We start from the raw sequence: 20252 nt of genomic DNA on the forward strand, positions 1-20252 counted from the left end.
GACCGCCATGACCAAGCTCGATACCCAGAACGAATTCATCGCTCGCCACATCGGCCCGCGCGATGCCGACACCGCAGCCATGCTGCAGCTGCTCGGCTATGACTCGGTCGATGCCCTGACCGACAGCGTGATCCCCGAGAGCATCAAGGGCACCAGCATCCTCGGCGCGCAGCCGGGCCTGTCGGAAGCCGACGCCCTGGCGCGCATCAAGGCCATCGCCGCGCAGAACCAGCAGTTCAAGAACTTCATCGGCCAGGGCTACTACGGCACCCACACGCCGAGCCCGATCCTGCGCAACCTACTGGAAAACCCGGCCTGGTACACCGCCTACACCCCGTACCAGCCGGAAATTTCCCAGGGCCGCCTGGAAGCGCTGCTGAACTTCCAGACCCTGATCAGCGACCTCACCGGCATGCAGATCGCCAACGCATCGCTGCTCGATGAGGCCACCGCCGCTGCCGAGGCCATGACCTTCTGCAAGCGTCTGTCGAAGAACAAGGCCAGCAACACCTTCTTCGCCTCCCAGCACTGCCACCCGCAGACCCTTGACGTGCTGCGCACCCGTGCCGAACCGCTGGGTATCGAAGTGCACGTGGGCGACGAAGCCACTATTACCGACGCCAGCGCCTACTTTGGCGCGCTGCTGCAATACCCGGCCAGCAACGGTGACATCTTCGACTACCGCGCCTTGGTCGAGCGTTTCCACGCGGCCAATGCTCTGGTCGCCGTCGCCGCTGACCTGCTGGCCCTGACCCTGCTCACCCCGCCGGGCGAGTTCGGCGCCGACGTCGCCCTGGGCAGCGCCCAGCGCTTCGGTGTGCCGCTGGGCTTCGGTGGCCCGCACGCTGCCTACTTCGCCACCCGCGACGCGTTCAAGCGCGACATGCCGGGCCGCCTGGTCGGCATGTCGGTCGACCGCTTCGGCAAGCCGGCCCTGCGCCTGGCCATGCAGACCCGCGAGCAGCACATCCGTCGCGAGAAGGCCACCAGTAACATCTGTACCGCCCAGGTGCTGCTGGCCAACATCGCCAGCATGTACGCCGTGTACCACGGCCCCAAAGGCCTGAGCGAAATCGCTCAGCGCGTACACAGCTTCACCGCCATTCTCGCCCTGGGTCTGACCAAGCTGGGCCACAGCGTCGAACAGCAGCACTTCTTCGACACCCTGAGCATCAAGACCGGCGCCAAGACCGCCGAGCTGCATGCCAAGGCTCGTGCTACCGGCATCAACCTGCGCGAGATCGATGCCGAGCGTCTCGGCCTGTCGCTGGACGAAACCACCGACCAGGCTGCCGTCGAGGCCTTGCTGGCACTGTTCGCCGGTGAGCAGGCTGCCCCTGCCGTCAGCGACCTGGCTGCGCAGATCGCCAGCCGCCTGCCGCAGAACCTGCTGCGCCAATCGGCGATCCTCACGCACGAAGTGTTCAACCGCTACCACAGCGAAACCGAGCTGATGCGCTACCTGCGCAAACTGGCCGACAAGGACCTGGCCCTGGACCGCAGCATGATCCCGCTGGGCTCCTGCACCATGAAGCTCAACGCCGCCAGCGAGATGATCCCGGTGACCTGGCCGGAATTCGGCAACCTGCACCCGTTCGCGCCCGCCGAGCAGGCCGCCGGTTACACCCAGCTGACCGCCGAACTGGAAGCCATGCTCTGCGCCGCCACCGGCTACGACGCCGTGTCGCTGCAGCCCAACGCCGGCTCCCAGGGCGAATACGCCGGTCTGCTGGCCATCCGCGCTTACCACATGAGCCGTGGCGACGATCAGCGCGACATCTGCCTGATCCCGCAATCGGCCCATGGCACCAACCCGGCGACCGCCTCCATGGCCGGCATGCGCGTGGTGGTAACCGCCTGTGACAGCCGTGGCAACGTCGACATCGCCGACCTCAAAGCCAAGGCCGAAGAGCACAAGGATCGCCTCGCCGCGATCATGATCACCTACCCGTCCACCCACGGTGTGTTCGAGGAAGGCATTCGCGAAATCTGCGAGATCATCCATGCCAACGGCGGCCAGGTGTATATCGACGGCGCCAACATGAACGCCATGGTCGGCCTCTGCGCCCCCGGTCAGTTCGGCGGCGACGTCTCGCACCTGAACCTGCACAAGACCTTCTGCATCCCGCACGGCGGCGGCGGCCCGGGCGTCGGCCCGATTGGCGTCAAGTCGCACCTGGCGCCGTTCCTGCCCGGCCACGCCAACATGGCGCGCAAGGAAGGTGCAGTCAGTGCCGCACCGTTCGGCAGCGCCAGCATCCTGCCGATCACCTGGATGTACATCACCATGATGGGTGGCGAGGGCCTCAAGCGCGCCTCGCAGATGGCCATCCTCAACGCCAACTACATCGCCCGTCGTCTGGAAGAGCACTACCCGGTGCTCTACTCCGGCGAAGGCGGCCTGGTGGCGCACGAGTGCATCCTCGACATACGTCCGCTGAAAGACAGCAGCGGCATCAGCGTCGACGACGTGGCCAAGCGCCTGATCGACTTCGGCTTCCACGCCCCGACCATGTCCTTCCCGGTGGCCGGCACCCTGATGATCGAGCCGACCGAGAGCGAGTCCAAGGAAGAACTGGATCGCTTCTGCGACGCCATGATCGCTATCCGCGAGGAAATTCGCGCAGTCGAGCAAGGCCGTCTGGATAAAGACGACAACCCGCTGAAGAACGCGCCGCACACTGCCCTGGAGCTGGTTGGCGAGTGGAACCACGCCTACAGCCGCGAGCAGGCCGTGTACCCGGTCGCCAGCCTGATCGAGGCCAAGTACTGGCCGCCGGTGGGCCGCGTGGACAACGTCTACGGCGACCGCAACCTGGTCTGCGCCTGCCCGTCCATCGAGGCGTATCAGGACGCGTGATGAGCGTGTCTCCCCTCTCCCGCTTGTGGGGCGAAAGCGGAAATAGTGAAGCACTGCTTCGCCCGCTGAAGCGCCCTGAGCTCTGCGAAGGGCTGGGGCGCGGAGCGGGGGTCGGGGAGAGGGTAAAACGGCTGCATCCGCCGCCCCCTCTCCCTAACCCTCTCCCCGAGGGGAGAGGGGACTGTTCAGCGTCCAGCCGTAGCCCGGATGCAATCCGGGGATGCCATGAAAAGCTCCCGGATTGCATCCGGGCTACCTCAACTCGCGAAACGCCTGGTGCCATCGGCGCCGGGCCTTTTCAAGGATTTCCCGATGACCACTGAAACCCTCGCCAAAACGCCACTGCACGCCCTGCACCTCGAACTCGGCGCGCGCATGGTGCCGTTCGCCGGCTATGACATGCCCGTGCAGTACCCGCTGGGCGTGATGAAGGAACACCTGCACACCCGCGACGCCGCCGGCCTGTTCGACGTCTCGCACATGGGCCAGATCCTGCTGCGTGGCGAGCACGCGGCGCGCGCCCTGGAAACCCTGGTACCGGTGGACATCATTGATCTGCCGGTGGGCACGCAGCGCTACGCCATGTTCACCGACGCCCAGGGCGGCATCCTCGACGACCTGATGGTCGCCAACCTGGGTGACGACACCCTGTACCTGGTAGTCAACGCCGCCTGCAAGCATCAGGATCTGGCGCACCTGAACAAGCACATCGGCGCACAGTGCCAGATCGAATGCCTGTTCGAAGAGCGCGCCCTGCTCGCCCTGCAAGGCCCGAAGGCGGCCGACATACTCGCGCGCCTGGCGCCAGAAGTGAGCAAGATGACCTTCATGCAGGTCGCTCGCGTGCGCCTGCTGGGCAGCGAATGCATCGTCAGCCGCAGCGGCTACACCGGCGAAGACGGTTTCGAGATTTCCGTCGCCGGCGACCAGGCCGAAGCCCTGGCGCGCAGCCTGCTGGCCGAAACCGAAGTCGAGGCCATCGGCCTCGGTGCGCGCGACTCGCTGCGCCTGGAAGCCGGCCTGTGCCTGTACGGCCACGACATGAGCAGCGCCACCACGCCGATCGAAGCCAGCCTGCTGTGGGCCATCTCCAAGGTGCGCCGCGCAGACGGCGAGCGCGCCGGCAACTTCCCGGGCGCCGAGCGCGTGTTCGAGCAACAGCTCAAAGGCGTGGCACGCAAACGCGTCGGCCTGCTGCCGCAGGAACGCGTACCGGTACGTGAAGGCGCGGAAATCGTCGACGCGGACGGCCAGGTGATCGGCCAGGTCTGCAGCGGCGGCTTCGGCCCGAGCCTCGGCGCACCAGTGGCCATGGGTTACATCAACGCCAGCCACGCCGCTATCGACAGCAATGTCTGGGCGGTGGTGCGCGGCAAGCGCGTGGCGATGAAAGTGGCCAAGACCCCGTTCGTGCCGCAGCGCTACTACCGCGGCTGATTCGCAACGTAGACCTGCGCTGTAGGAGCCGCGCCTCACGGCGAGGCTCGCGCTCTGCTCCGTAGCCCGGATGCAATCCGGGGATGCCCTGAAAAGCTCCCGGATTGCATCCGGGCTACGTCGTCTCTACCCCCTGATCCGCTCATAGGGCACGCGCTCGCGTCCTGCACGCAGCGTCTGCGCCCACCAGTTCAGTTGCACCAGCGTATGCGCCAGCGCCGAGTTGGCACGTCGCGGTTCGCTCAGCTCGCCCTTGTCGTCGAACTGTTCCCAGGCATTGGTGAAACTCACCGAGCCACGCACCGTCATAGCGTGCAGCTCAGCCAGCACCTGGCGCAATTGCTCGACCGCACGCAGCCCGCCGGATACCCCGCCATAACTGACGAACCCCACCGGCCGCGCTTCCCAGGAGGCCGGCACCTCGTCGATGAACTGCTTGAGCGCAGCCGGATAGCCGTGGTTGTACTCCGGCGTGACGATCAGAAAGGCATCAGCACGCAGCAACTGCTGCAACGACTGATGACGCTGCTCGGCATGCGCCTGCGGCTCGCCGGGCTGACGCAGCATCACGGCCGGGTCGACCAGGCTCAGCTCGAATTCGCTGCGCTGCTCGATCTGCTCACGTGCCCAGGCCACTACCTGATCGCAGAAGCGCTCTTCACGCACGCTGCCGTAAATCACTACCAGTCGGATGCGATCCTGCATGGAAATACCCTCGGGGTTGTCTATCAAGGCCAGCGAGGGTAAAACCTCAACTTAACTTGAGGTCAACAGGGATTTTTCATGGACATGCATCGTCCCTTCCACGAACGCCCGCTGAGCGTCGGCCAGGTCGCCGAGCGTAGCGGTGTGGCGGTTTCCACGCTGCACTTCTACGAAAGCAAGGGGTTGATCCAGAGCCAGCGCAATGCCGGCAACCAGCGGCGCTATCGGCGTGACGTGCTACGCCGCGTGGCACTCATCAAAGTGGCGCAGCGCCTGGGAATTGCGCTGGCCGACATCGGTGCAGCACTCGCCACCCTGCCCCGCGATCACCTACCCACGGCAGCGGACTGGCAGCACTTGTCGGCGCAATGGCAGCGCGATCTGGACGCTCGCATCGCGCAGATGACGCGACTGCGCGACCAGCTCACCGGCTGCATCGGCTGCGGTTGTCTGTCGATGCAGGATTGTCCGCTGCGCAATCCCGGGGACGAACTCGGCGAACAGGGTGCCGGGGCACGTCTGCTGGAAACGGACTGATCGTCCATGCAGTTGCGCCTGCTGCTGAATACCGCGCGACGACTGCCGCGCACGTCCTGGGAAATGGCCGGCACCTGCGGCAAGCGCTGCACCAGCCCCCGTTCGTCGACGTCACTGCGGCCGGCCAGCACGTAGCAGGTCAGGTGCACGAACAGGCCCAGTCTCGTCCGCCTGGTCATGCGCCGATTGCTCTCGCTCCCGTGGCGCCATCGACTCACTCACCTCGCAGACGGCTTCGACCAGGCAGTGCGGCACGAATAACCCTCGATGCCAGCAAACAAGTCATACGTTATCACACGACAAACTCGATAACAGATGCCTTGCTCACTCTGCGCAGAACCGTGCCGAAAGCCGTCTATCTCACCAATAACGCCGCAATACGGGGAAAATCCACTCAGACTTTAGTCTATCCATGCGTTGACAAGCGCCGGAAAGGCTGTCGATAATCCGACAAGTTGTATGACGACATATGACAACCATAACAACAAGAATCAGGGCCAGAACATGACTACCCTCGCCTTCCCTTCAGCGCAGCAGCTCCTCACCTGCCCGGCATCCATCGCCGCCACACGCCATAGAACCGGATTCGCCGGAGGCTGAAACCAGCCACTGGCAATGACCGGTCGCGTCAGGCCGGCCTGCCCTGCGGGGCACTTCAACCACCAACCCGACATGCAGGCTACCAACAGCCAGCAGGGGAAGGTTCGTTCAAAAACTGGGAGCACAACAACAATGACCGCACGCAACATCCTTCCCTTGGCTCTGCTCGGTAGCACCGCGCTGGCGCTGATTCTGCCTGCCACCACGCATGCTGCCGGTTTCATCGAGGACGCCAAGGTCTCACTGAACCTGCGCAACTACTACTTCAACCGCAACTACCTGAACGGCACCGATCCGCTGATCCAGGGCGAACGCCAGGGCCAGGCCGAAGGCTGGACCCAGAGCTTCATCCTCGATGCCCGCTCCGGCTATACCGAAGGCACCGTCGGCTTCGGCCTCGATGTGCTCGGCCTGTACAGCATCAAGCTCGATGGCAACCGTGGCACTGCCAACACCACCCTGCTGCCCATCCACGACGATGGTCAAGCCGCCGACCAATACGGCCGCACGGCCGTGGCTGCCAAGGCTAAGATCTCCAAGACCGAGCTGAAGGTCGGCGAGTGGTTCGCCGTACTGCCGATTCTGCGTGCGGATGACGGCCGCTCGCTGCCGCAGACGTTCCAGGGCGCGCAGCTGACCTCCAACGAGATCGATGGTCTGACCCTGTACGGCGGTCAGTTCTGGAAGAACAGCCAGCGTCAAGATGCCAGCCGCGAAGACATGTCCTTCGGCGGAGTGAAAGGCGATGACTTCAACTTCGGCGGCGGTGAGTTCCGCTTCAATGACAACCGCACCATGGTCGGCGCCTGGCATGCACGCCTGGAAGACGTCTACCAGCAAAGCTTCCTGCAACTGACCCACAGCCAGCCGGTGGGTGACTGGGTACTGAGCGCCAACCTCGGCTACTTCAACGGCAAGGACGAAGGCGCCTCGAAAGCCGGCGAGCTGGACAACAAGGTCTATCAGGGCGCGCTGTCGGCCAAGAGAGGCAGCAATACCTTCCAGGTCACCTACCAGCGTCTGAGCGGTGACACCAAGTTCCTGCGTATCGACGGCGCCAGCGGTGGCTCGCTGGTCAACGACGGCTACCTGTCGGCCTTCGATAACCCGCAGGAGCGTTCCTGGCAGCTGCGTCACGACTACAACTTCGCGGGTCTCGGCATTCCCGGTCTGGTCCTGATGAACCGCTACACCAGCGGCTCCAACATCCATGCCGGTGGCCGCACCGATGCCGAAGAATGGAGCCGCGAAACCGAGCTGGGCTACACCATTCAGGACGGCACGCTGAAGAACCTGAACGTACGCTGGCGTAACTCCAACGTCCGCCGCGACGTTGGCCAGGATCTGCACGAGAACCGTCTGATCATCAACTATCCGCTGTCGATTCTGTAACACCGGACGCAGCACTGCGTCCTATTGACTCCTGTGTGTTAACGGCACTTTATGCCCGTCCTCGTGACGGGCTTTTTTATGCCCGACAGATCCGCCCGCCCCGTGACTGAAGCTGCCATATTTTTCTCGGACAATTGAGATTCGAGAGCCCCCTTGGGTGATCCAACCGACAACAGGTGGCGACACAATGCACATTCGGCGTATCGCAAAGGACGAGCTAGAGCAGCTATTGGCCCTGTATCAACATCTTCATCCACAGGACGAGCCTCTTACCGAGATGGAATCGGTCAACTCGACATGGCACGAGCTGATGGGCAATCCACGCTACCAATACCTCGGCACATTCCACGCAAACCAGTTGGTCGCCAGTTGCGTCCTGACGCTGGTGCCAAACCTGACACATGGCTGCAAACCATACGCTTTGATCGAAAATGTCGTGACGCATGGCGAGTACCGTCAGCGCGGCCTTGGCAAAAAGCTGCTGGCCCATGCGCTGGAGCTAGCCTGGGAGGAAGGTTGCTACAAAGTCATGCTCATGACCGGGCGCAAGGACGAAGCGACGCTGGGTTTCTATCAGGCAGCAGGTTTTGACCCGAACGACAAACAGGCCTTTGTCGCCAGGCCAATCCTGCACACGCGGTAAGCCCCCACGATGTAACCCAAGGGACTCAGCGCAAGCGCCCGATCATCTGCGCCAGCACTGTCAGCACATCTCGCCCCAGCTGCTGCGAGCGGGCACCGTTCCATCCGGTACGCGGCTGCGGGCTGTCATCGTGGTCCTTGAACGGCATCTCGATGGTGAACGACAGGCAGTCGAAGGCCTCGCCCACGGCGTTGCAGGCCAGGGTCAGGTTGGCCTGGCCGGGCTGGCTACGCGGGTAACCGAAACGGGTCTGGAACTCGGCGCCGATACCGACCAGACGGCTGCGGAAGTCCTCCTCCAAGGCAGCCAGGCGCGGCGTGTAGCTCGGATTGCCCTCACAACCGGCGGTGAACACCTGGGGTATTTCCTCGTCGCCGTGGATATCCAGGAACAGGTCGACGCCAATGCGCTGCATGTGCTGCAGCACGAACAACACTTCAGGGCTGTGCTCGGAGTTGGCCGACTGCCAGGCGCGGTTGAGGTCCTGCCCGGCATAGTTGGTACGCAGATGACCGCGATAGGCGCCGTCCGGGTTCATGTTCGGCACCAGATAGAACTCGGCCTCGGCCAGCAGCGCAGCGATCTCGGCATCCTGCGGATTCTGCAAACGCTCGATCAGCCCCTCCATGAACCATTCGGCCATGTGCTCGCCGGGATGCTGCTGGGCGATGATCCACAGCTTGCGCGCGGCGCCGGACTGGCCGCCGATGCGCAGCAGCTGGATATCGCGCCCTTCGAGGCTTCTGCCACAGGCCACGAGCGCCGCACCGCGCTCCAGCGCCGTGGCAACCAGGCGTTCATGCCGCGCTCGGGAATAGGGCTCGAAATAAGCGAACCAGGCGCGCTCGTGCTCGGCCTGCAATTCAAAGTGAAGCTGACCATCCTGGTAACGCGTCGGCACGCGAAACCAGTCTTGCTGGTCATAGCTGGCCACGGCCTGGTAACCGTCCCAGGCGCTGTTGTACGCCGACTGTGCGGCATTGTTCAGGCTGAAGCTGTGGCGTTGCCCCGGCTGCAGGCCATCGGCCAGAAAGTGAAACCACTGGAAATGATGGCTATTGAGGTCCGGCCGCATGGCCAGCAGCACGCGCTGTGGGTCACTGGCGTCAATGACCTGGATGTTGCCGCTGTCGAAATCCGCGCTGATCTTCATGACTGCCTCGTATGCGAAATCAGTGCTCAGGATTGCAGCTCATGGCGCAAGTGTGAAGTCGCCGCGAAACAGGCCGATCAACGACTGCCCGCTGGTGTAGAACCTGGACGCCTGCATGAATGCAGGAAGCAGAGCGATGCAGAAAGCCAAGGCCGAGATCGTTTTTCAACAGCCGGCCAGCGAACTAAGGTGGTCAGGGTCAGCCTAATAGCGACTTGCCCTGTTTATCGCCTACGGAGTCACTGCCATGCCCAGCCCGACCAATCTGCGTCTCGCCGCCACCGCCCTGCTCGCCCTCGCGCTGTTGGCCGGCTGCGCCGGACGTGAACCTGACTCCGCCACGCCGGAAAAACAGCCGCAGAGCGAACAGCCGATCACCCAGACCGAGCAAGACCAACTGCGCCAGCAGGCCCTGCGCGGTGATCTGGACAGCCAGTTCCAGCTCGGCAGCAGCTACTTCGTCGGCCAGCCGGAAAAAAACCTCAAGCAGGCCGAATACTGGTGGAAGCAGGCCGCAGACAAGGGCCATGCCATGGCTGCCGTGAGCCTGGCCTACCTCTATACCGGGCGTGATGCGCCGGAGTTCGCCAACCAGCGCGACATGCTCAAGTACCTCAACCAGTCAGCCGCTGCCGGCAACCCGATGGCGCAGCATGTGCTGGGCAATCTCTACCGCCGCGGCGAGGGCGGCGTACCGCGTGACCCCGACCAGGCCCAGCGCCTCTACCAGAGCGCCTGCCAGCAGAACTACGAGCCGTCCTGCGCGGCGCTGGGTCGTCAGTGATCCGAGCGGCACTGTATCAAGGCTGTAGATCGAACAGCGCCTTGCCGCTTTCCATATCGCAGGGCGCGGAGAAATGCTCGTGAACGATCAGCCAGCGGCCGCCCTGGCGGCGCAGGCACTGAGTCACGCGCATCCAGCAGGTTTCCAGCTCGCCCTTGTCATTGGTGACACCGCAGTGCAGCAGATAGTGGGTGACGCCAAGATCGCCATCGGCGGTGAAAGTCGGCTCGTGCGGTTCGAAGCGGCCTTCGCCGCTGCACATTTCCATACAGGCCTGCCAATGCGCCTGGTACGCCGGGCGCCCTTGGAAACGCAGCGGCCCCACGGCGTCGTAGGCGACCACGCCTTCCATGTAGTGGCTCATGATGCGCGCCACGTCCTTGCTGCGGCAGGCGTCGGTCCAATCATTCAGTGCGTCTTGCAGTTCGTGCTGACTCATGTTGTTTCTCCTTCGCTGGGGTTCAGGCCTTGTGGCAGCAATCGCGGGCAGGCACGTGCTGCTCGTACTCATCGTGCAGACGCGTCCAGTTGAGCCCCTTGCCGTCCAGATCGGGCATGCCGTCCCACCCTTCAGCGCGGCCAAAGGGCGTGAAGTCGAGGAAATGGAAGCTGCTCATCAGCATCTCCACGCCTCGGCCATAGGTGGAATAGGTGTGGTAGATGCGCCCCTGATCGCGCAGGAACACACTGACACCAGGCTGCTCGCCCTGGACGTGGTAGTTCAGGCCCAGGCGCTGCAACTCTTCTTTATCGCGGTAGTTGTACTCGACCGGTGCGACCTGCTCGTCGGTGGTGGCGTGGTAGTCGTAGTTGAAACGGCTGCCATAGGAGCTGTACCAGGGCAGCGTCCAGCCCATGCGTCGCCTGAAGGCTTCGAGATCGGCCAGCGGTGCGCGTGAGACCAGCACCAGATTGGTATCACGGGCGTGCAGGTGGGACTGGTGGCCGATGTTGTCCACCAGGCAGGAACAGCCGTCGCAGCCCTCGCCGCGGTCCATGTGGTACATGAAGTGGTAGACGATCAATTGGCTGCGCCCGTCGAACAGGGCGTCCAGCCCGACCTCGCCCTGAGGCCCGTCGAAGCGGTAATCCTCCTCGACCAGCACCATGGGTAGCGCGCGACGAGCACGGTTGAGCGCATCACGCTGACGGGTCAGCGCCTTTTCCTGCTCAAGCAGGCTCTTGCGAACGGCCAGCCACTGCTCTCGCGTGGCGACTTCGGGAATATAGCGACGGTCCATGAGGGTTCTCCTGCTCAACGATGGCGGCTCAGTGCTGAGCGACCGGGTCGACATCCAGTTGGCGAATCGGCCGCACTTCCACGCAGCCGACACGGGCGGCGGGAATATGGCCGGCGAGTTGTATGGCCTCGTTGAGATCGCGAGCCTCGATCAGGTAGAAGCCAGCGAGCTGCTCCTTGGTTTCGGCGAAGGGACCATCGGTAACGGCCAGCTTGCCGCTGCGCATGCGTACCGTGGTGGCAGTCTGCACCGACTGCAGCGCCTCGGCGGCGAGCATGCGCCCGCTCTCCTGCACACGCTGGGCATAGGCGTGACATTCGCTGTCATGCGGGCTTTCGGGGGAGCCGTGCAGCTCCTGTTCGTTGGCGTAGACGAGGCAGAGGTATTTCATGACGCGCTCCAGTTCCTTGGCGGTGGATACTGGATAGTCGAACGCGGCGAGCGCATTTCGACATTGGCCGGAAAAACACTCTCTGAGCCGACGAACGGCAGGGCACGCCATGCGCACCGGCGTCCGTTCGCGACTACCTGAAGGGCATGCGCGGCGCCCTACTCGGGGACCTCGACGCTGACGTGAATGGCGTCATGGCGCCAGAACTCCAGGTCGCAGTCGATGATGCGGCCGTGCTGGTCGCGGTTGACCCGCGTAATGCGTAGCGCCGGGCTGCCGGGGGCGACGCGCAGGCTGGCAGCCGCCTCGGTGTGCAGGGCCGTGGGCACCATGTCGAAACGCACCCGGCCATAGTGAATGCCGTATTCGCTGGCATACAGGTCGGTCAGCGAGCGCGTCAGATCGAATTCGAGAATGCCGGGGAAGTAGGCCGGGTTGAGGTAGTGCTCGACATACAGCACCAGGCGCCCGTCGATACGCCGCGCGCGGCACACCTGATAGACGCTCGACAGCGCCGGCAGCTCGAGCACCTGACAGATCTGCGCACTGGCCGGCATCAGCCGCGCACTCAGGACTTCGGTGGCGGGCACCCGTCCCTGTTCGGCGACCATGGCGTGGAAGTGGGTACGCACCAGCGGGTTGTAGGCCACCCGTCGCGGCGAAACGAACCAGCCACGACGCTCCTCGCGATAGACCAGCCCCTGCGCCTCCAGTTGACCAAGTGCTTCGCGCAGGGTAATGCGCGTGGTGTCGAACAGCTCACTGAGCTTGCGCTCGGCCGGCAACTTGCTGCCGGAGGGCAACAGGCCCCGGTCGATCTGCTCCTGCAGTGCGCGGCAGATGAGGGTGACAGCCCGCGGCGCTTCTTCGCGCATCAATATTTCCCCTTTTGGACTAGTCCAGCCCCATCACAGGGCAAAAGTCGCTCGCTTAGACGGGTTACAAGACTAGGTAGTCTAGATGACCGGTAGATGACAGCTTTGCTGCAAGCACGCCGCATGCCACCGCCACACGCACTCGCAGCCAGCAAAATCAGCGACTTATCCATGGTCTACGCTTGATGAGCGCACCGCCCGGACAGGCCTAGACATCTGCCACAGGCAACCGGACATAAAACTGTCATCGAAGGCGCCTAGATTGGCTCGGGTATTGCTGATCTAGACCAACACTCACACCGCAAAGGAGTTTCCGATGAAACAACTGCTGCTGGCTTCTCTGATGGGTTCGGCCATTGCTCTGGCCACTTCCGCCATGGCTGCAGGCACCGACCTGCAGGCGCTGGAAAAAGCCGCTCGCGCCGAGGGCACCGTGAACAGCGTGGGCATGCCCGACAGCTGGGCCAACTGGAAGGACACCTGGAACGACCTCAATAGCAAGTACGGCCTCAAGCACTCCGACACCGACATGAGCTCGGCGCAGGAGATCGCCAAGTTCGCTGCCGAGAAGGACAACGCCACCGCCGATATCGGCGACGTCGGCGCCGCCTTCGGCCCCATCGCCGTGCAACAGGGCGTGACCCAACCGTACAAGCCGAGCACCTGGGAGCAGATCCCGAGCTGGGCCAAGGACGCCGACGGTCACTGGATGCTGGCCTACACCGGCTCCATCGCTTTCATCGTCAACAAGCAGTTGGTCAAGGAAGTACCGAAGTCCTGGGCCGACCTGAAGAATGGCAAGTACCGCGTCGCCATCGGTGACGTCAGCGCTGCTGCCCAGGCCGTCAACGGCGTACTGGCCGCGGCTATCGCCAATGGCGGTGACGAGAAAAATATCCAGCCGGGCCTGGACTTCTTCGCCGCCATCGCCGAGCAGGGCCGCCTGTCGCTGTCCAATCCGACTATCCAGACCCTGGAGAAGGGTGAAGTGGAAGTCGGCATCGTCTGGGACTTCAACGGCCTGTCCTACCGCGACCAGATCGATCCGAGCCGCTTCGAGGTGCTGATCCCATCCGATGGTTCGGTGATCTCCGGCTACACCACCATCATCAACAAGTACGCCAAGCACCCCAACGCGGCCAAGCTGGCGCGTGAGTACATCCTCTCCGACGCCGGCCAGATCAACCTGGCCAAGGGCAATGCCCGGCCGATCCGCGCCGAGCACCTGACCCTGCCGGCCGAAGTGCAGGCCAAGCTGCTGCCCAACGAGCAGTACGCCAAGGTCAAGCCGATCACCGACGCAGCGGCCTGGGAAGCCACCTCCAAGGCACTGCCGCAGATGTGGCAGGAGAACGTGATCATCAATATGGAATAACCCGCGCTCGGTGGGAGGCGCTTCAGCGGCGACAGTCGCGGCTGAAGCCCCTCCCACAAGCTGCTCCTGATACCTGTAGGAGCGCGTAGGGTGGACCGGGGCGCGTAGCTGACGCTTCATCCGTCCACCTTGCCGTTTTGGCGTTTACCCATGCGGTGGATCGATGAAGCGCGATCCGCCCTACGTTTTTCAGGATTCCCCATGCCTTCCAAGGTCATCCTCGTCGTGCTCGACGGCCTTAGCCACTCGGTCGCGCAACACGCCATGGGCCACCTGCATGCCTGGTGCGACGCCGGGCGTGCGGCCTTCTACCGCCTCGACTGCGAGCTGCCGGCCCTGTCGCGCCCGCTGTACGAGGCCATTCTCACTGGCGTGCGCCCCATCGACAGCGGCATCGTGCACAACGATGTCTCGCGCCTGTCACGCGAACGCAGCCTGTTTCACTACGCCCGCGATGCCGGCTTGAGCACTGCTGCAGCGGCCTATCACTGGGTCAGCGAGCTGTACAACCGCTCGCCGTTCAATGCCGTGCGCGACCGCCACACCTGCGATGAGTCGCTGCCGATCCAGTACGGCCACTTCTATTACGCCGACCATTACCCGGACTCGCACCTGTTCGTCGACGCCGAGAGCCTGCGCCTGCAGCACGCCCCCGACCTGCTGCTGGTGCACCCGATGAACATCGACGACGCCGGCCACAAGCATGGTCTGGACAGCCCACAGTACCGCAACGCCGCGCGCATGGCCGACGTGCTGCTGGCCGACTACCTGCAGAACTGGATCGATGCCGGCTACCAGGTGCTGGTCACCGCCGACCACGGCATGAACGTCGACCGCTCGCACAACGGCCTGCTGCCGGAAGAGCGCCAGGTGCCGCTGTTCGTCATCGGCGACGCCTTCAGCCTCGATGCCAGTGCACGCCCACGCCAGCTCGAACTGTGCGGCAGCATCTGTCAGTTGCTCGGCGTGCCGCACGACAAACCCTACTGCGCGGAGTTGCTGAAATGAGCGCGCCCTCCTCCCTGCGGCGCTGCTTGCCGCTGCTGTTCGTGCTGCCCTTCGCCCTGTTCTTCCTGGTGTTCCAGGTGGCGCCGCTGGTGTGGGTGGCGATCAACAGCCTGAACAGTCCCAACGGCTGGGGCCTGGGTAATTTCGAGAAGATCTTCGCCTCCAGGTTCTACCTGCAGGCGATCAAGCACAGCCTGCAGATCGCCTTCTGGTCGAGCCTCTTCGGCATGGCCATCGCCATTCTCGGCAGCTATTCGCTGCGCCAGGTGGACTCGAAGCTGCGCGACTTCGTCATCGCCTTCTCCAACATGACCAGCAACTTCTCCGGGGTGCCGCTGGCCTTCGCCTTCATCATCCTGCTCGGCTTCAACGGCGCGCTGACCCTGCTGCTGATCCAGCTCGGCCTGATCGAGAGCTTCAATCTCTACTCGAAGAACGGCCTGATCGTGCTCTACACCTACTTCCAGATCCCGCTCGGCGTGCTGCTGCTCTACCCGGCCTTCGATGCCCTGCGCCAGGACTGGCGCGAGTCGGCCGCGCTGCTCGGCGCCGGCACCTGGGACTTCTGGCGGCACATCGGCCTGCCGGTGCTGACGCCTGCACTACTCGGCACCTTCGTCATCCTTCTGGCCAACGCCCTGGGTGCCTACGCCACGGTGTACTACCTGACCACCGGCAACTTCAACGTGCTGCCGATCCGCATCGCGGCGATGGTCTCCGGCGACATCTCGCTGGACCCGAACCTGGCCAGCGCCCTGTCGATGATCCTGGTCGGGCTGATGGTGCTGATCACCGTCGTTCACCAGTTACTGCTGAAAAGGAGCCGGCATGTCACGCGCTGATGCCACCACCGCCAGCCTTTACCACCGCATCGTGGTCTGGTTGCTGTTTCTCATCCTGCTGCTGCCGCTGGCCGGCACCCTGCTCTACTCGCTGTCCACCAGTTGGTCGGCGACCATCCTGCCGGACGGCCTGACGCTCAAGTGGTACGCCGCGCTGTGGAGCGACGAGCGCTTTTTGCGCGCCTTCGGCCAGTCGCTGCTGGTGTGCTTCGGCGCCCTGGCGCTGTCGGTGGTGCTGATCCTGCCGCTGATGTTCGTGGTGCACTACCACTTCCCCAAACTCGACACGCTGATGAACGTGCTGATCCTGCTGCCGTTCGCCGTGCCGCCGGTGGTGTCCTCGGTAGGTCTGTTGCAGCTCTACGGCTCCGGGCCGCTGGCGATGACCGGCACGCCGTGGATTCTGCTCGGCTGCTACTTCACCATCGCTCTGCCGTTCATGTACCGCGCCATCGCCAACAACCTGCAGGCGATCAACCTGCGCGACCTGATGGACGCCGCCCACCTGCTCGGCGCCAGCACCTGGAAGGCGGCCTTGCTGGTGGTGCTGCCGAACCTGCGCAAGGGCCTGATGGTGTCGTTGTTCCTCTCGTTCAGCTTTCTGTTCGGCGAGTTCGTCTTCGCCAACATGCTGGTCGGCACCCGCTACGAAACGCTGCAGGTGTACCTGAACAACATGCGCAACAGCAGCGGCCACTTCAACAGTGCGCTGGTGATTTCCTACTTCTTCTTCGTCCTGGTGTTCACCTGGGCGGCCAACCGTTTGAACAGGGACAAGGCATGAGCTTGCTGAGCATCCAGAACCTGCATAAAAGCTACGGCGACACCCGTATCTTCAGCGACATCAACTGCGAGATCGGCCAGGGTGAGTTCGTCACCCTGCTCGGACCCTCCGGCTGCGGCAAATCCACCCTGCTGCGCTGCATCGCCGGCCTGACTGGTGTGGATGGCGGCCAGATCCTGCTCGACGGGCAGGACCTGGTGCCGCTACCACCGCAGAAGCGCGGCATCGGCATGGTGTTCCAGAGCTATGCGCTGTTCCCCAACATGAGCGTGGCGCAAAACGTCGCCTTCGGCCTGCGCATGCAGAAGGTGGCCAAGGCGGAAAGCGAGCAGCGTGTGCGCGAGGCGCTGGAGATGGTCGAGCTGGGCGAGTTCGCCGCACGCTACCCGCACCAGCTCTCCGGCGGTCAGTGCCAACGTGTGGCCCTGGCCCGCTCGCTGGTCACCCGCCCACGCCTGCTGCTGCTCGACGAACCGCTGTCGGCCCTCGATGCGCGCATCCGCAAGCACCTGCGCGAACAGATCCGCGCCATCCAGCAGGAACTGAACCTGACCACCATCTTCGTCACCCACGACCAGGAAGAGGCGCTGACCATGAGCGACCGTATCTTCCTGATGAATGCCGGCCAGATCGTCCAGAGCGGCGATGCAGAAACCCTCTACACCGCGCCAGTGGATGCCTTCGCCGCCGGTTTCATCGGCAACTACAACCTGCTCGAAGCCGACGTCGCCAGCCGCCTGCTCGGCCAGCCGCTGACCTCGCGCGTGGCCATCCGCCCGGAGGCCATCGCCTTCGCAGGCAACGGCATCGCTGCACGGATCATCAGCCACAGCCTGCTCGGCAACGTCATCCGCTACCGCGTCGAAGCCGAGGGCTGCCAGCTATTGGTGGACGTGCTCAACCGCTCGGCATCCGACCTGCATGGCAACGGCCAGACGGTCAGCCTGCAGATCGATGCCAGTGCGATCCGGGAGGTGGCGTGATGGCCCTGGCGATTTTCGACCTCGACGAAACCCTGATCCATGGCGACTGCGCCAGCCTGTGGACGGCGGAAATGGTGAAGATCGGCTGGGCCGATGGTGAATCCTTCCTCGCCCACGAGCAGGAACTGATGCGCCAGTACGCCGCCGGTACCCTGGCCATGGAGGACTACATGGCCTTCACCCTGTCGCCACTGGTCGGCCGCACGCCCGAGGAAGTCGCCCATGTGGTCGAGCCCTTCGTCGAGGACGTGATCGAGCCGATCTTCTACAGCGACGCCAGCCGCACACTGGCCACGCACCGCGCAGCCGGCGACCGCCTGCTGGTGATCTCCGCCTCGGCGCATTTTCTGGTCAGCGCTATCGCCGAGCGTTTCGGCATCGACGAGGTGCTGGCCATCGACCTGGAGCAGCAGCACGGTTTCTACACCGGTCGGACCCAGGGCGTGTTGACCTACCGCGAAGGCAAGGTCACACGTCTGAACGCCTGGCTCGCCGAGCAGGGCGAAAGCCTGGCCGGCGCCAGCTTCTACTCCGACTCGCGCAACGACCTGCCGCTACTGCAACGGGTCGACAAGCCCTTCACCGTCAATCCCGACCCAACCCTGCGCGCCCATGCCGAGCAGGCCGGCTGGCCCATTCTGAGCTGGAGTTGAAGGCAGGCTACAACCGACGCGCTGTATCAGGTACGCGCAGGCGCAGCCGTGCCTACAGCGCCATGATGCCTGCGCAGGCCTCGATCAACGCCGCTGCCAACTCGCGCGCGTAACCGGGTAACTGGTTGCGCGCATGCAGCGCGACTTCCACCGGCGCCACCGGGGCAAAACCTTCGGCTTCGCCGAGTTCGCGGTGCTCGGCCGTGATCAATCGGCGCGGCAGCAGGGTCAGGCCCAACCCGCCTTCGGCTGCGGCGCTGACGCCGGGCAAGCTGCTGCTGACATAGGCGATACGCCAGGGTTTGCCCATGGCATCCAGGGCGTGGGTCATCTCCAGGCGATACAGGCCGTTGGGTGGAAACACCGCCAGCGGCACCGGGTTGCGTGCCAGCACCGGGCGCGCCCGGCTGTCGAGCCAGGCCAGCGGCTCGGCCCAGCTGGCCATACCCTTGGCGCTGCCGGCGCGCTGCTTGATCAGTGCCAGGTCGAGTTCACCAGCGTTGAAGGCACGCCACACGTCATGACTGAGGCCGCTGGTGATCTCCAGACGAATGCCCGGATGCGCATCGGCGAAATCGGCCAGGTAAGGCGTCAAGCTGTTGGCGGCGAAATCATCCGGCACGCCGAGACGCACTTCGCCTTCCACCGCGCTTTGCCCCAGCGCCAGCATGGCTTCGTCCATCAGCGCGACGATGCGGTTGGCATACCCCAGCAGGCGCTCGCCCTCGGTGGTGGTCACTACGTAGCGGCCACTGCGGTCGAGCAGCTCTGCGCCGATCTGCTCTTCCAGTCGCCTAACCTGCTGGCTGACCGTGGACTGCGTCAGGTGCAGGCTGGCTGCCGCGCGGGTAAAGCCGCCGGTCTGCACCACGGCGAGGAAACTGCGCAACAGCACCGGATCGAGCATATCGCCACCCATCATGAAAGCCACTGGCAGGCATTCTACTATTTAATTTCCGAATCCAGCCGCGAATTCCTATAGTGCAGGGGAGTCAGTTTTCCGCGCCGGGTTCGATCCCTGCGCCCTTCACCCGCCGAGGCAATCTCTCGATGAGCAAATCGCCCTACTACTACGCACCGCATGGCGGTCATCCCGGTCAGGAGCAACTGCTGACCGACCGCGCCATGTTTACCGAAGCCTATGCCGTGATCCCCAAAGGCGTGATGCGTGACATCGTCACCAGCCACCTGCCGTTCTGGGACAACATGCGCATGTGGGTCATCGCCCGCCCGCTGACCGGCTTCGCCGAAACCTTTTCGCAGTACATCGTCGAAGTCAGCCCGAATGGCGGCAGCGACAAACCCGAGCTGGACCCGACCGCCGAAGGCGTGATCTTCGTCGTCGAAGGCACCTGCGACCTGACTCTGAACGGCACCCAGCACGCCCTGCGTCCTGGCAGCTACGCCTTCATTCCGCCAGAAAGCGCTTGGTCGCTGCGCAACAACGGCAGCGAAGCCGTGCGTTTTCACTGGCTGCGCAAGGCCTATCAACCGGTCGAAGGCGTGCCTTACCCGGAAGCCTTCGTCACCCACGAGCAGGACATCGAGCCGATCGTCATGCCCGGCACCGAAGGTCGCTGGAGCACCACGCGCTTCGTCGAGATCAGCGACATGCGCCATGACATGCACGTCAACATCGTCAATTTCGAGCCGGGCGGCGTGATCCCCTTTGCCGAAACCCACGTCATGGAACACGGCCTGTACGTGCTGGAAGGCAAGGCGGTGTATCGCCTCAACCAGGACTGGGTCGAAGTGGAAGCCGGCGACTTCATGTGGCTGCGCGCCTTCTGCCCGCAGGCCTGCTACGCCGGCGGCCCGAGCCGCTTCCGCTACCTGCTGTACAAGGACGTGAACCGCCAGATGCCGCTGACCCTGGGTGGCCTCAAACGCTGAATGATCGCGTGCCCGTAGGAGCGGCTTCAGCCGCGATCAGATCGCCGCTCAAGCGCCCCAACAGAGCACGAACAAAAAAGGCCACCCCTCGGGGTG

The 20252-nt window shown here is 63.9% G+C and carries 20 protein-coding genes; 13 read left to right on the plus strand and 7 right to left on the minus strand.

What is annotated here, in order from left to right; all coding sequences use genetic code 11:
• Nucleotides 1-7: 7 nt before the first annotated feature.
• Together gcvP and gcvT are read left to right on the plus strand one after the other, a co-directional pair.
• A complete protein-coding gene (gene gcvP / locus ACN8M7_RS18180; RefSeq protein ID WP_490261685.1) occupies nt 8-2860 on the plus strand; it encodes an aminomethyl-transferring glycine dehydrogenase in 2853 nt (950 codons plus the stop codon).
• Nucleotides 2861-3172: 312 nt separating this feature from the next.
• Nucleotides 3173-4297: a glycine cleavage system aminomethyltransferase GcvT gene (gene gcvT / locus ACN8M7_RS18185; RefSeq protein ID WP_490261686.1), complete on the plus strand. Its 1125-nt coding sequence runs from the start codon at nt 3173-3175 to the stop codon at nt 4295-4297.
• 126 nt (nt 4298-4423) lie between these two features.
• Here the strand turns inward: gcvT and ACN8M7_RS18190 are convergent, their stop codons facing one another.
• A complete protein-coding gene (locus ACN8M7_RS18190) occupies nt 4424-5002 on the minus strand; it encodes an NADPH-dependent FMN reductase (protein WP_061241664.1) in 579 nt (192 codons plus the stop codon).
• 84 nt (nt 5003-5086) lie between these two features.
• Here ACN8M7_RS18190 and soxR point away from each other — a divergent pair, with 84 nt between their 5' ends.
• The 3 genes from soxR (at nt 5087) to ACN8M7_RS18205 (ending at nt 8174) form a co-directional block, all read left to right on the plus strand.
• Nucleotides 5087-5539: a redox-sensitive transcriptional activator SoxR gene (soxR, locus tag ACN8M7_RS18195; RefSeq protein ID WP_156458639.1), complete on the plus strand. Its 453-nt coding sequence runs from the start codon at nt 5087-5089 to the stop codon at nt 5537-5539.
• Nucleotides 5540-6271: 732 nt separating this feature from the next.
• Nucleotides 6272-7531: an OprD family porin gene (locus ACN8M7_RS18200; RefSeq protein WP_061241668.1), complete on the plus strand. Its 1260-nt coding sequence runs from the start codon at nt 6272-6274 to the stop codon at nt 7529-7531.
• A gap of 187 nt (nt 7532-7718) precedes the next feature.
• Nucleotides 7719-8174, plus strand: coding sequence for a GNAT family N-acetyltransferase (locus tag ACN8M7_RS18205; RefSeq protein WP_061241670.1), 456 nt, complete (start codon nt 7719-7721; stop codon nt 8172-8174).
• 25 nt (nt 8175-8199) lie between these two features.
• Here the strand turns inward: ACN8M7_RS18205 and ACN8M7_RS18210 are convergent, their stop codons facing one another.
• Nucleotides 8200-9327 (minus strand): M14 family metallopeptidase, encoded by a 1128-nt coding sequence (locus tag ACN8M7_RS18210; RefSeq protein ID WP_490261687.1) that lies wholly within the window; start codon nt 9325-9327, stop codon nt 8200-8202.
• 247 nt (nt 9328-9574) lie between these two features.
• Between ACN8M7_RS18210 and ACN8M7_RS18215 the strand changes: the two genes are divergently transcribed.
• Entirely contained in the window at nt 9575-10111 is a 537-nt protein-coding gene (locus tag ACN8M7_RS18215) for a tetratricopeptide repeat protein (RefSeq protein ID WP_061241676.1), read from the plus strand.
• 16 nt (nt 10112-10127) lie between these two features.
• Here the strand turns inward: ACN8M7_RS18215 and ACN8M7_RS18220 are convergent, their stop codons facing one another.
• The 4 genes from ACN8M7_RS18220 to ACN8M7_RS18235 all read right to left on the minus strand — a co-directional run bounded on the left by ACN8M7_RS18220 (nt 10128) and on the right by ACN8M7_RS18235 (nt 12618).
• Entirely contained in the window at nt 10128-10550 is a 423-nt protein-coding gene (locus tag ACN8M7_RS18220; RefSeq protein WP_490261688.1) for a YybH family protein, read from the minus strand.
• Between the two features lie 22 nt (nt 10551-10572).
• Nucleotides 10573-11352, minus strand: coding sequence for a DUF899 domain-containing protein (locus ACN8M7_RS18225; protein ID WP_490261689.1), 780 nt, complete (start codon nt 11350-11352; stop codon nt 10573-10575).
• A 28-nt stretch (nt 11353-11380) separates the two neighbouring features.
• A complete protein-coding gene (locus ACN8M7_RS18230; RefSeq protein ID WP_490261690.1) occupies nt 11381-11743 on the minus strand; it encodes a YciI family protein in 363 nt (120 codons plus the stop codon).
• 158 nt (nt 11744-11901) lie between these two features.
• Nucleotides 11902-12618 (minus strand): UTRA domain-containing protein, encoded by a 717-nt coding sequence (locus ACN8M7_RS18235; RefSeq protein ID WP_490261691.1) that lies wholly within the window; start codon nt 12616-12618, stop codon nt 11902-11904.
• 316 nt (nt 12619-12934) lie between these two features.
• On the opposite strand from ACN8M7_RS18235, the gene ACN8M7_RS18240 reads away from it, so the two are divergent.
• The 6 genes from ACN8M7_RS18240 (at nt 12935) to ACN8M7_RS18265 (ending at nt 18263) form a co-directional block, all read left to right on the plus strand.
• Nucleotides 12935-13993, plus strand: a complete 1059-nt coding sequence (locus tag ACN8M7_RS18240) for an ABC transporter substrate-binding protein (RefSeq protein WP_061241686.1) — start codon at nt 12935-12937, stop codon at nt 13991-13993.
• Nucleotides 13994-14194: 201 nt separating this feature from the next.
• A complete protein-coding gene (locus ACN8M7_RS18245) occupies nt 14195-15001 on the plus strand; it encodes an alkaline phosphatase family protein (protein ID WP_490261692.1) in 807 nt (268 codons plus the stop codon).
• On the plus strand, nt 14998-15843 hold the full coding sequence (locus ACN8M7_RS18250; protein ID WP_490261693.1) for an ABC transporter permease: 846 nt from the start codon (nt 14998-15000) through the stop codon (nt 15841-15843). Before ACN8M7_RS18245 ends, ACN8M7_RS18250 begins: the two co-directional genes overlap by 4 nt.
• A complete protein-coding gene (locus tag ACN8M7_RS18255; protein ID WP_490261694.1) occupies nt 15830-16627 on the plus strand; it encodes an ABC transporter permease in 798 nt (265 codons plus the stop codon). The genes ACN8M7_RS18250 and ACN8M7_RS18255 overlap by 14 nt, the downstream gene beginning before the upstream one ends.
• Nucleotides 16624-17610, plus strand: coding sequence for an ABC transporter ATP-binding protein (locus tag ACN8M7_RS18260; protein ID WP_490261695.1), 987 nt, complete (start codon nt 16624-16626; stop codon nt 17608-17610). The genes ACN8M7_RS18255 and ACN8M7_RS18260 overlap by 4 nt, the downstream gene beginning before the upstream one ends.
• Nucleotides 17610-18263 carry an HAD family hydrolase gene (locus ACN8M7_RS18265; protein WP_490261696.1) on the plus strand — a complete coding sequence of 218 codons (654 nt, stop codon included), beginning with the start codon at nt 17610-17612 and terminating at the stop codon, nt 18261-18263. The genes ACN8M7_RS18260 and ACN8M7_RS18265 overlap by 1 nt, the downstream gene beginning before the upstream one ends.
• A 52-nt stretch (nt 18264-18315) precedes the next feature.
• Here the strand turns inward: ACN8M7_RS18265 and ACN8M7_RS18270 are convergent, their stop codons facing one another.
• Nucleotides 18316-19170, minus strand: coding sequence for a LysR substrate-binding domain-containing protein (locus ACN8M7_RS18270; RefSeq protein WP_490261739.1), 855 nt, complete (start codon nt 19168-19170; stop codon nt 18316-18318).
• Nucleotides 19171-19313: 143 nt separating this feature from the next.
• Here ACN8M7_RS18270 and ACN8M7_RS18275 point away from each other — a divergent pair, with 143 nt between their 5' ends.
• The gene (locus ACN8M7_RS18275; protein ID WP_061241698.1) at nt 19314-20156 is read left to right on the plus strand and encodes a bifunctional allantoicase/(S)-ureidoglycine aminohydrolase; all 843 of its coding nucleotides are present in this window, start codon (nt 19314-19316) and stop codon (nt 20154-20156) included.
• The last annotated feature ends 96 nt before the right edge of the window (nt 20157-20252 follow it).

The organism is Pseudomonas spartinae, assembly GCF_965197125.1.
Classification (GTDB): Bacteria; Pseudomonadota; Gammaproteobacteria; order Pseudomonadales; family Pseudomonadaceae; genus Aquipseudomonas; species Aquipseudomonas composti_A.

What these genes read in the sequence shown, in the direction of transcription:
- ACN8M7_RS18210 (WP_490261687.1), bottom strand. Translation starts at nt 9,327, where the DNA reads ATGAAGATCAGCGCGGATTTCGACAGCGGCAACATCCAGGTCATTGAC.
- ACN8M7_RS18270 (WP_490261739.1), bottom strand. Translation starts at nt 19,170, where the DNA reads ATGCTCGATCCGGTGCTGTTGCGCAGTTTCCTCGCCGTGGTGCAGACC.
- ACN8M7_RS18255 (WP_490261694.1), top strand. Translation starts at nt 15,830, where the DNA reads ATGTCACGCGCTGATGCCACCACCGCCAGCCTTTACCACCGCATCGTG.
- ACN8M7_RS18225 (WP_490261689.1), bottom strand. Translation starts at nt 11,352, where the DNA reads ATGGACCGTCGCTATATTCCCGAAGTCGCCACGCGAGAGCAGTGGCTG.
- ACN8M7_RS18250 (WP_490261693.1), top strand. Translation starts at nt 14,998, where the DNA reads ATGAGCGCGCCCTCCTCCCTGCGGCGCTGCTTGCCGCTGCTGTTCGTG.
- soxR (WP_156458639.1), top strand. Translation starts at nt 5,087, where the DNA reads ATGCATCGTCCCTTCCACGAACGCCCGCTGAGCGTCGGCCAGGTCGCC.
- ACN8M7_RS18260 (WP_490261695.1), top strand. Translation starts at nt 16,624, where the DNA reads ATGAGCTTGCTGAGCATCCAGAACCTGCATAAAAGCTACGGCGACACC.
- ACN8M7_RS18245 (WP_490261692.1), top strand. Translation starts at nt 14,195, where the DNA reads ATGCCTTCCAAGGTCATCCTCGTCGTGCTCGACGGCCTTAGCCACTCG.
- gcvT (WP_490261686.1), top strand. Translation starts at nt 3,173, where the DNA reads ATGACCACTGAAACCCTCGCCAAAACGCCACTGCACGCCCTGCACCTC.
- ACN8M7_RS18200 (WP_061241668.1), top strand. Translation starts at nt 6,272, where the DNA reads ATGACCGCACGCAACATCCTTCCCTTGGCTCTGCTCGGTAGCACCGCG.
- ACN8M7_RS18190 (WP_061241664.1), bottom strand. Translation starts at nt 5,002, where the DNA reads ATGCAGGATCGCATCCGACTGGTAGTGATTTACGGCAGCGTGCGTGAA.
- ACN8M7_RS18275 (WP_061241698.1), top strand. Translation starts at nt 19,314, where the DNA reads ATGAGCAAATCGCCCTACTACTACGCACCGCATGGCGGTCATCCCGGT.
- ACN8M7_RS18215 (WP_061241676.1), top strand. Translation starts at nt 9,575, where the DNA reads ATGCCCAGCCCGACCAATCTGCGTCTCGCCGCCACCGCCCTGCTCGCC.
- ACN8M7_RS18265 (WP_490261696.1), top strand. Translation starts at nt 17,610, where the DNA reads ATGGCCCTGGCGATTTTCGACCTCGACGAAACCCTGATCCATGGCGAC.
- ACN8M7_RS18220 (WP_490261688.1), bottom strand. Translation starts at nt 10,550, where the DNA reads ATGAGTCAGCACGAACTGCAAGACGCACTGAATGATTGGACCGACGCC.
- ACN8M7_RS18205 (WP_061241670.1), top strand. Translation starts at nt 7,719, where the DNA reads ATGCACATTCGGCGTATCGCAAAGGACGAGCTAGAGCAGCTATTGGCC.
- ACN8M7_RS18240 (WP_061241686.1), top strand. Translation starts at nt 12,935, where the DNA reads ATGAAACAACTGCTGCTGGCTTCTCTGATGGGTTCGGCCATTGCTCTG.
- gcvP (WP_490261685.1), top strand. Translation starts at nt 8, where the DNA reads ATGACCAAGCTCGATACCCAGAACGAATTCATCGCTCGCCACATCGGC.
- ACN8M7_RS18230 (WP_490261690.1), bottom strand. Translation starts at nt 11,743, where the DNA reads ATGAAATACCTCTGCCTCGTCTACGCCAACGAACAGGAGCTGCACGGC.
- ACN8M7_RS18235 (WP_490261691.1), bottom strand. Translation starts at nt 12,618, where the DNA reads ATGCGCGAAGAAGCGCCGCGGGCTGTCACCCTCATCTGCCGCGCACTG.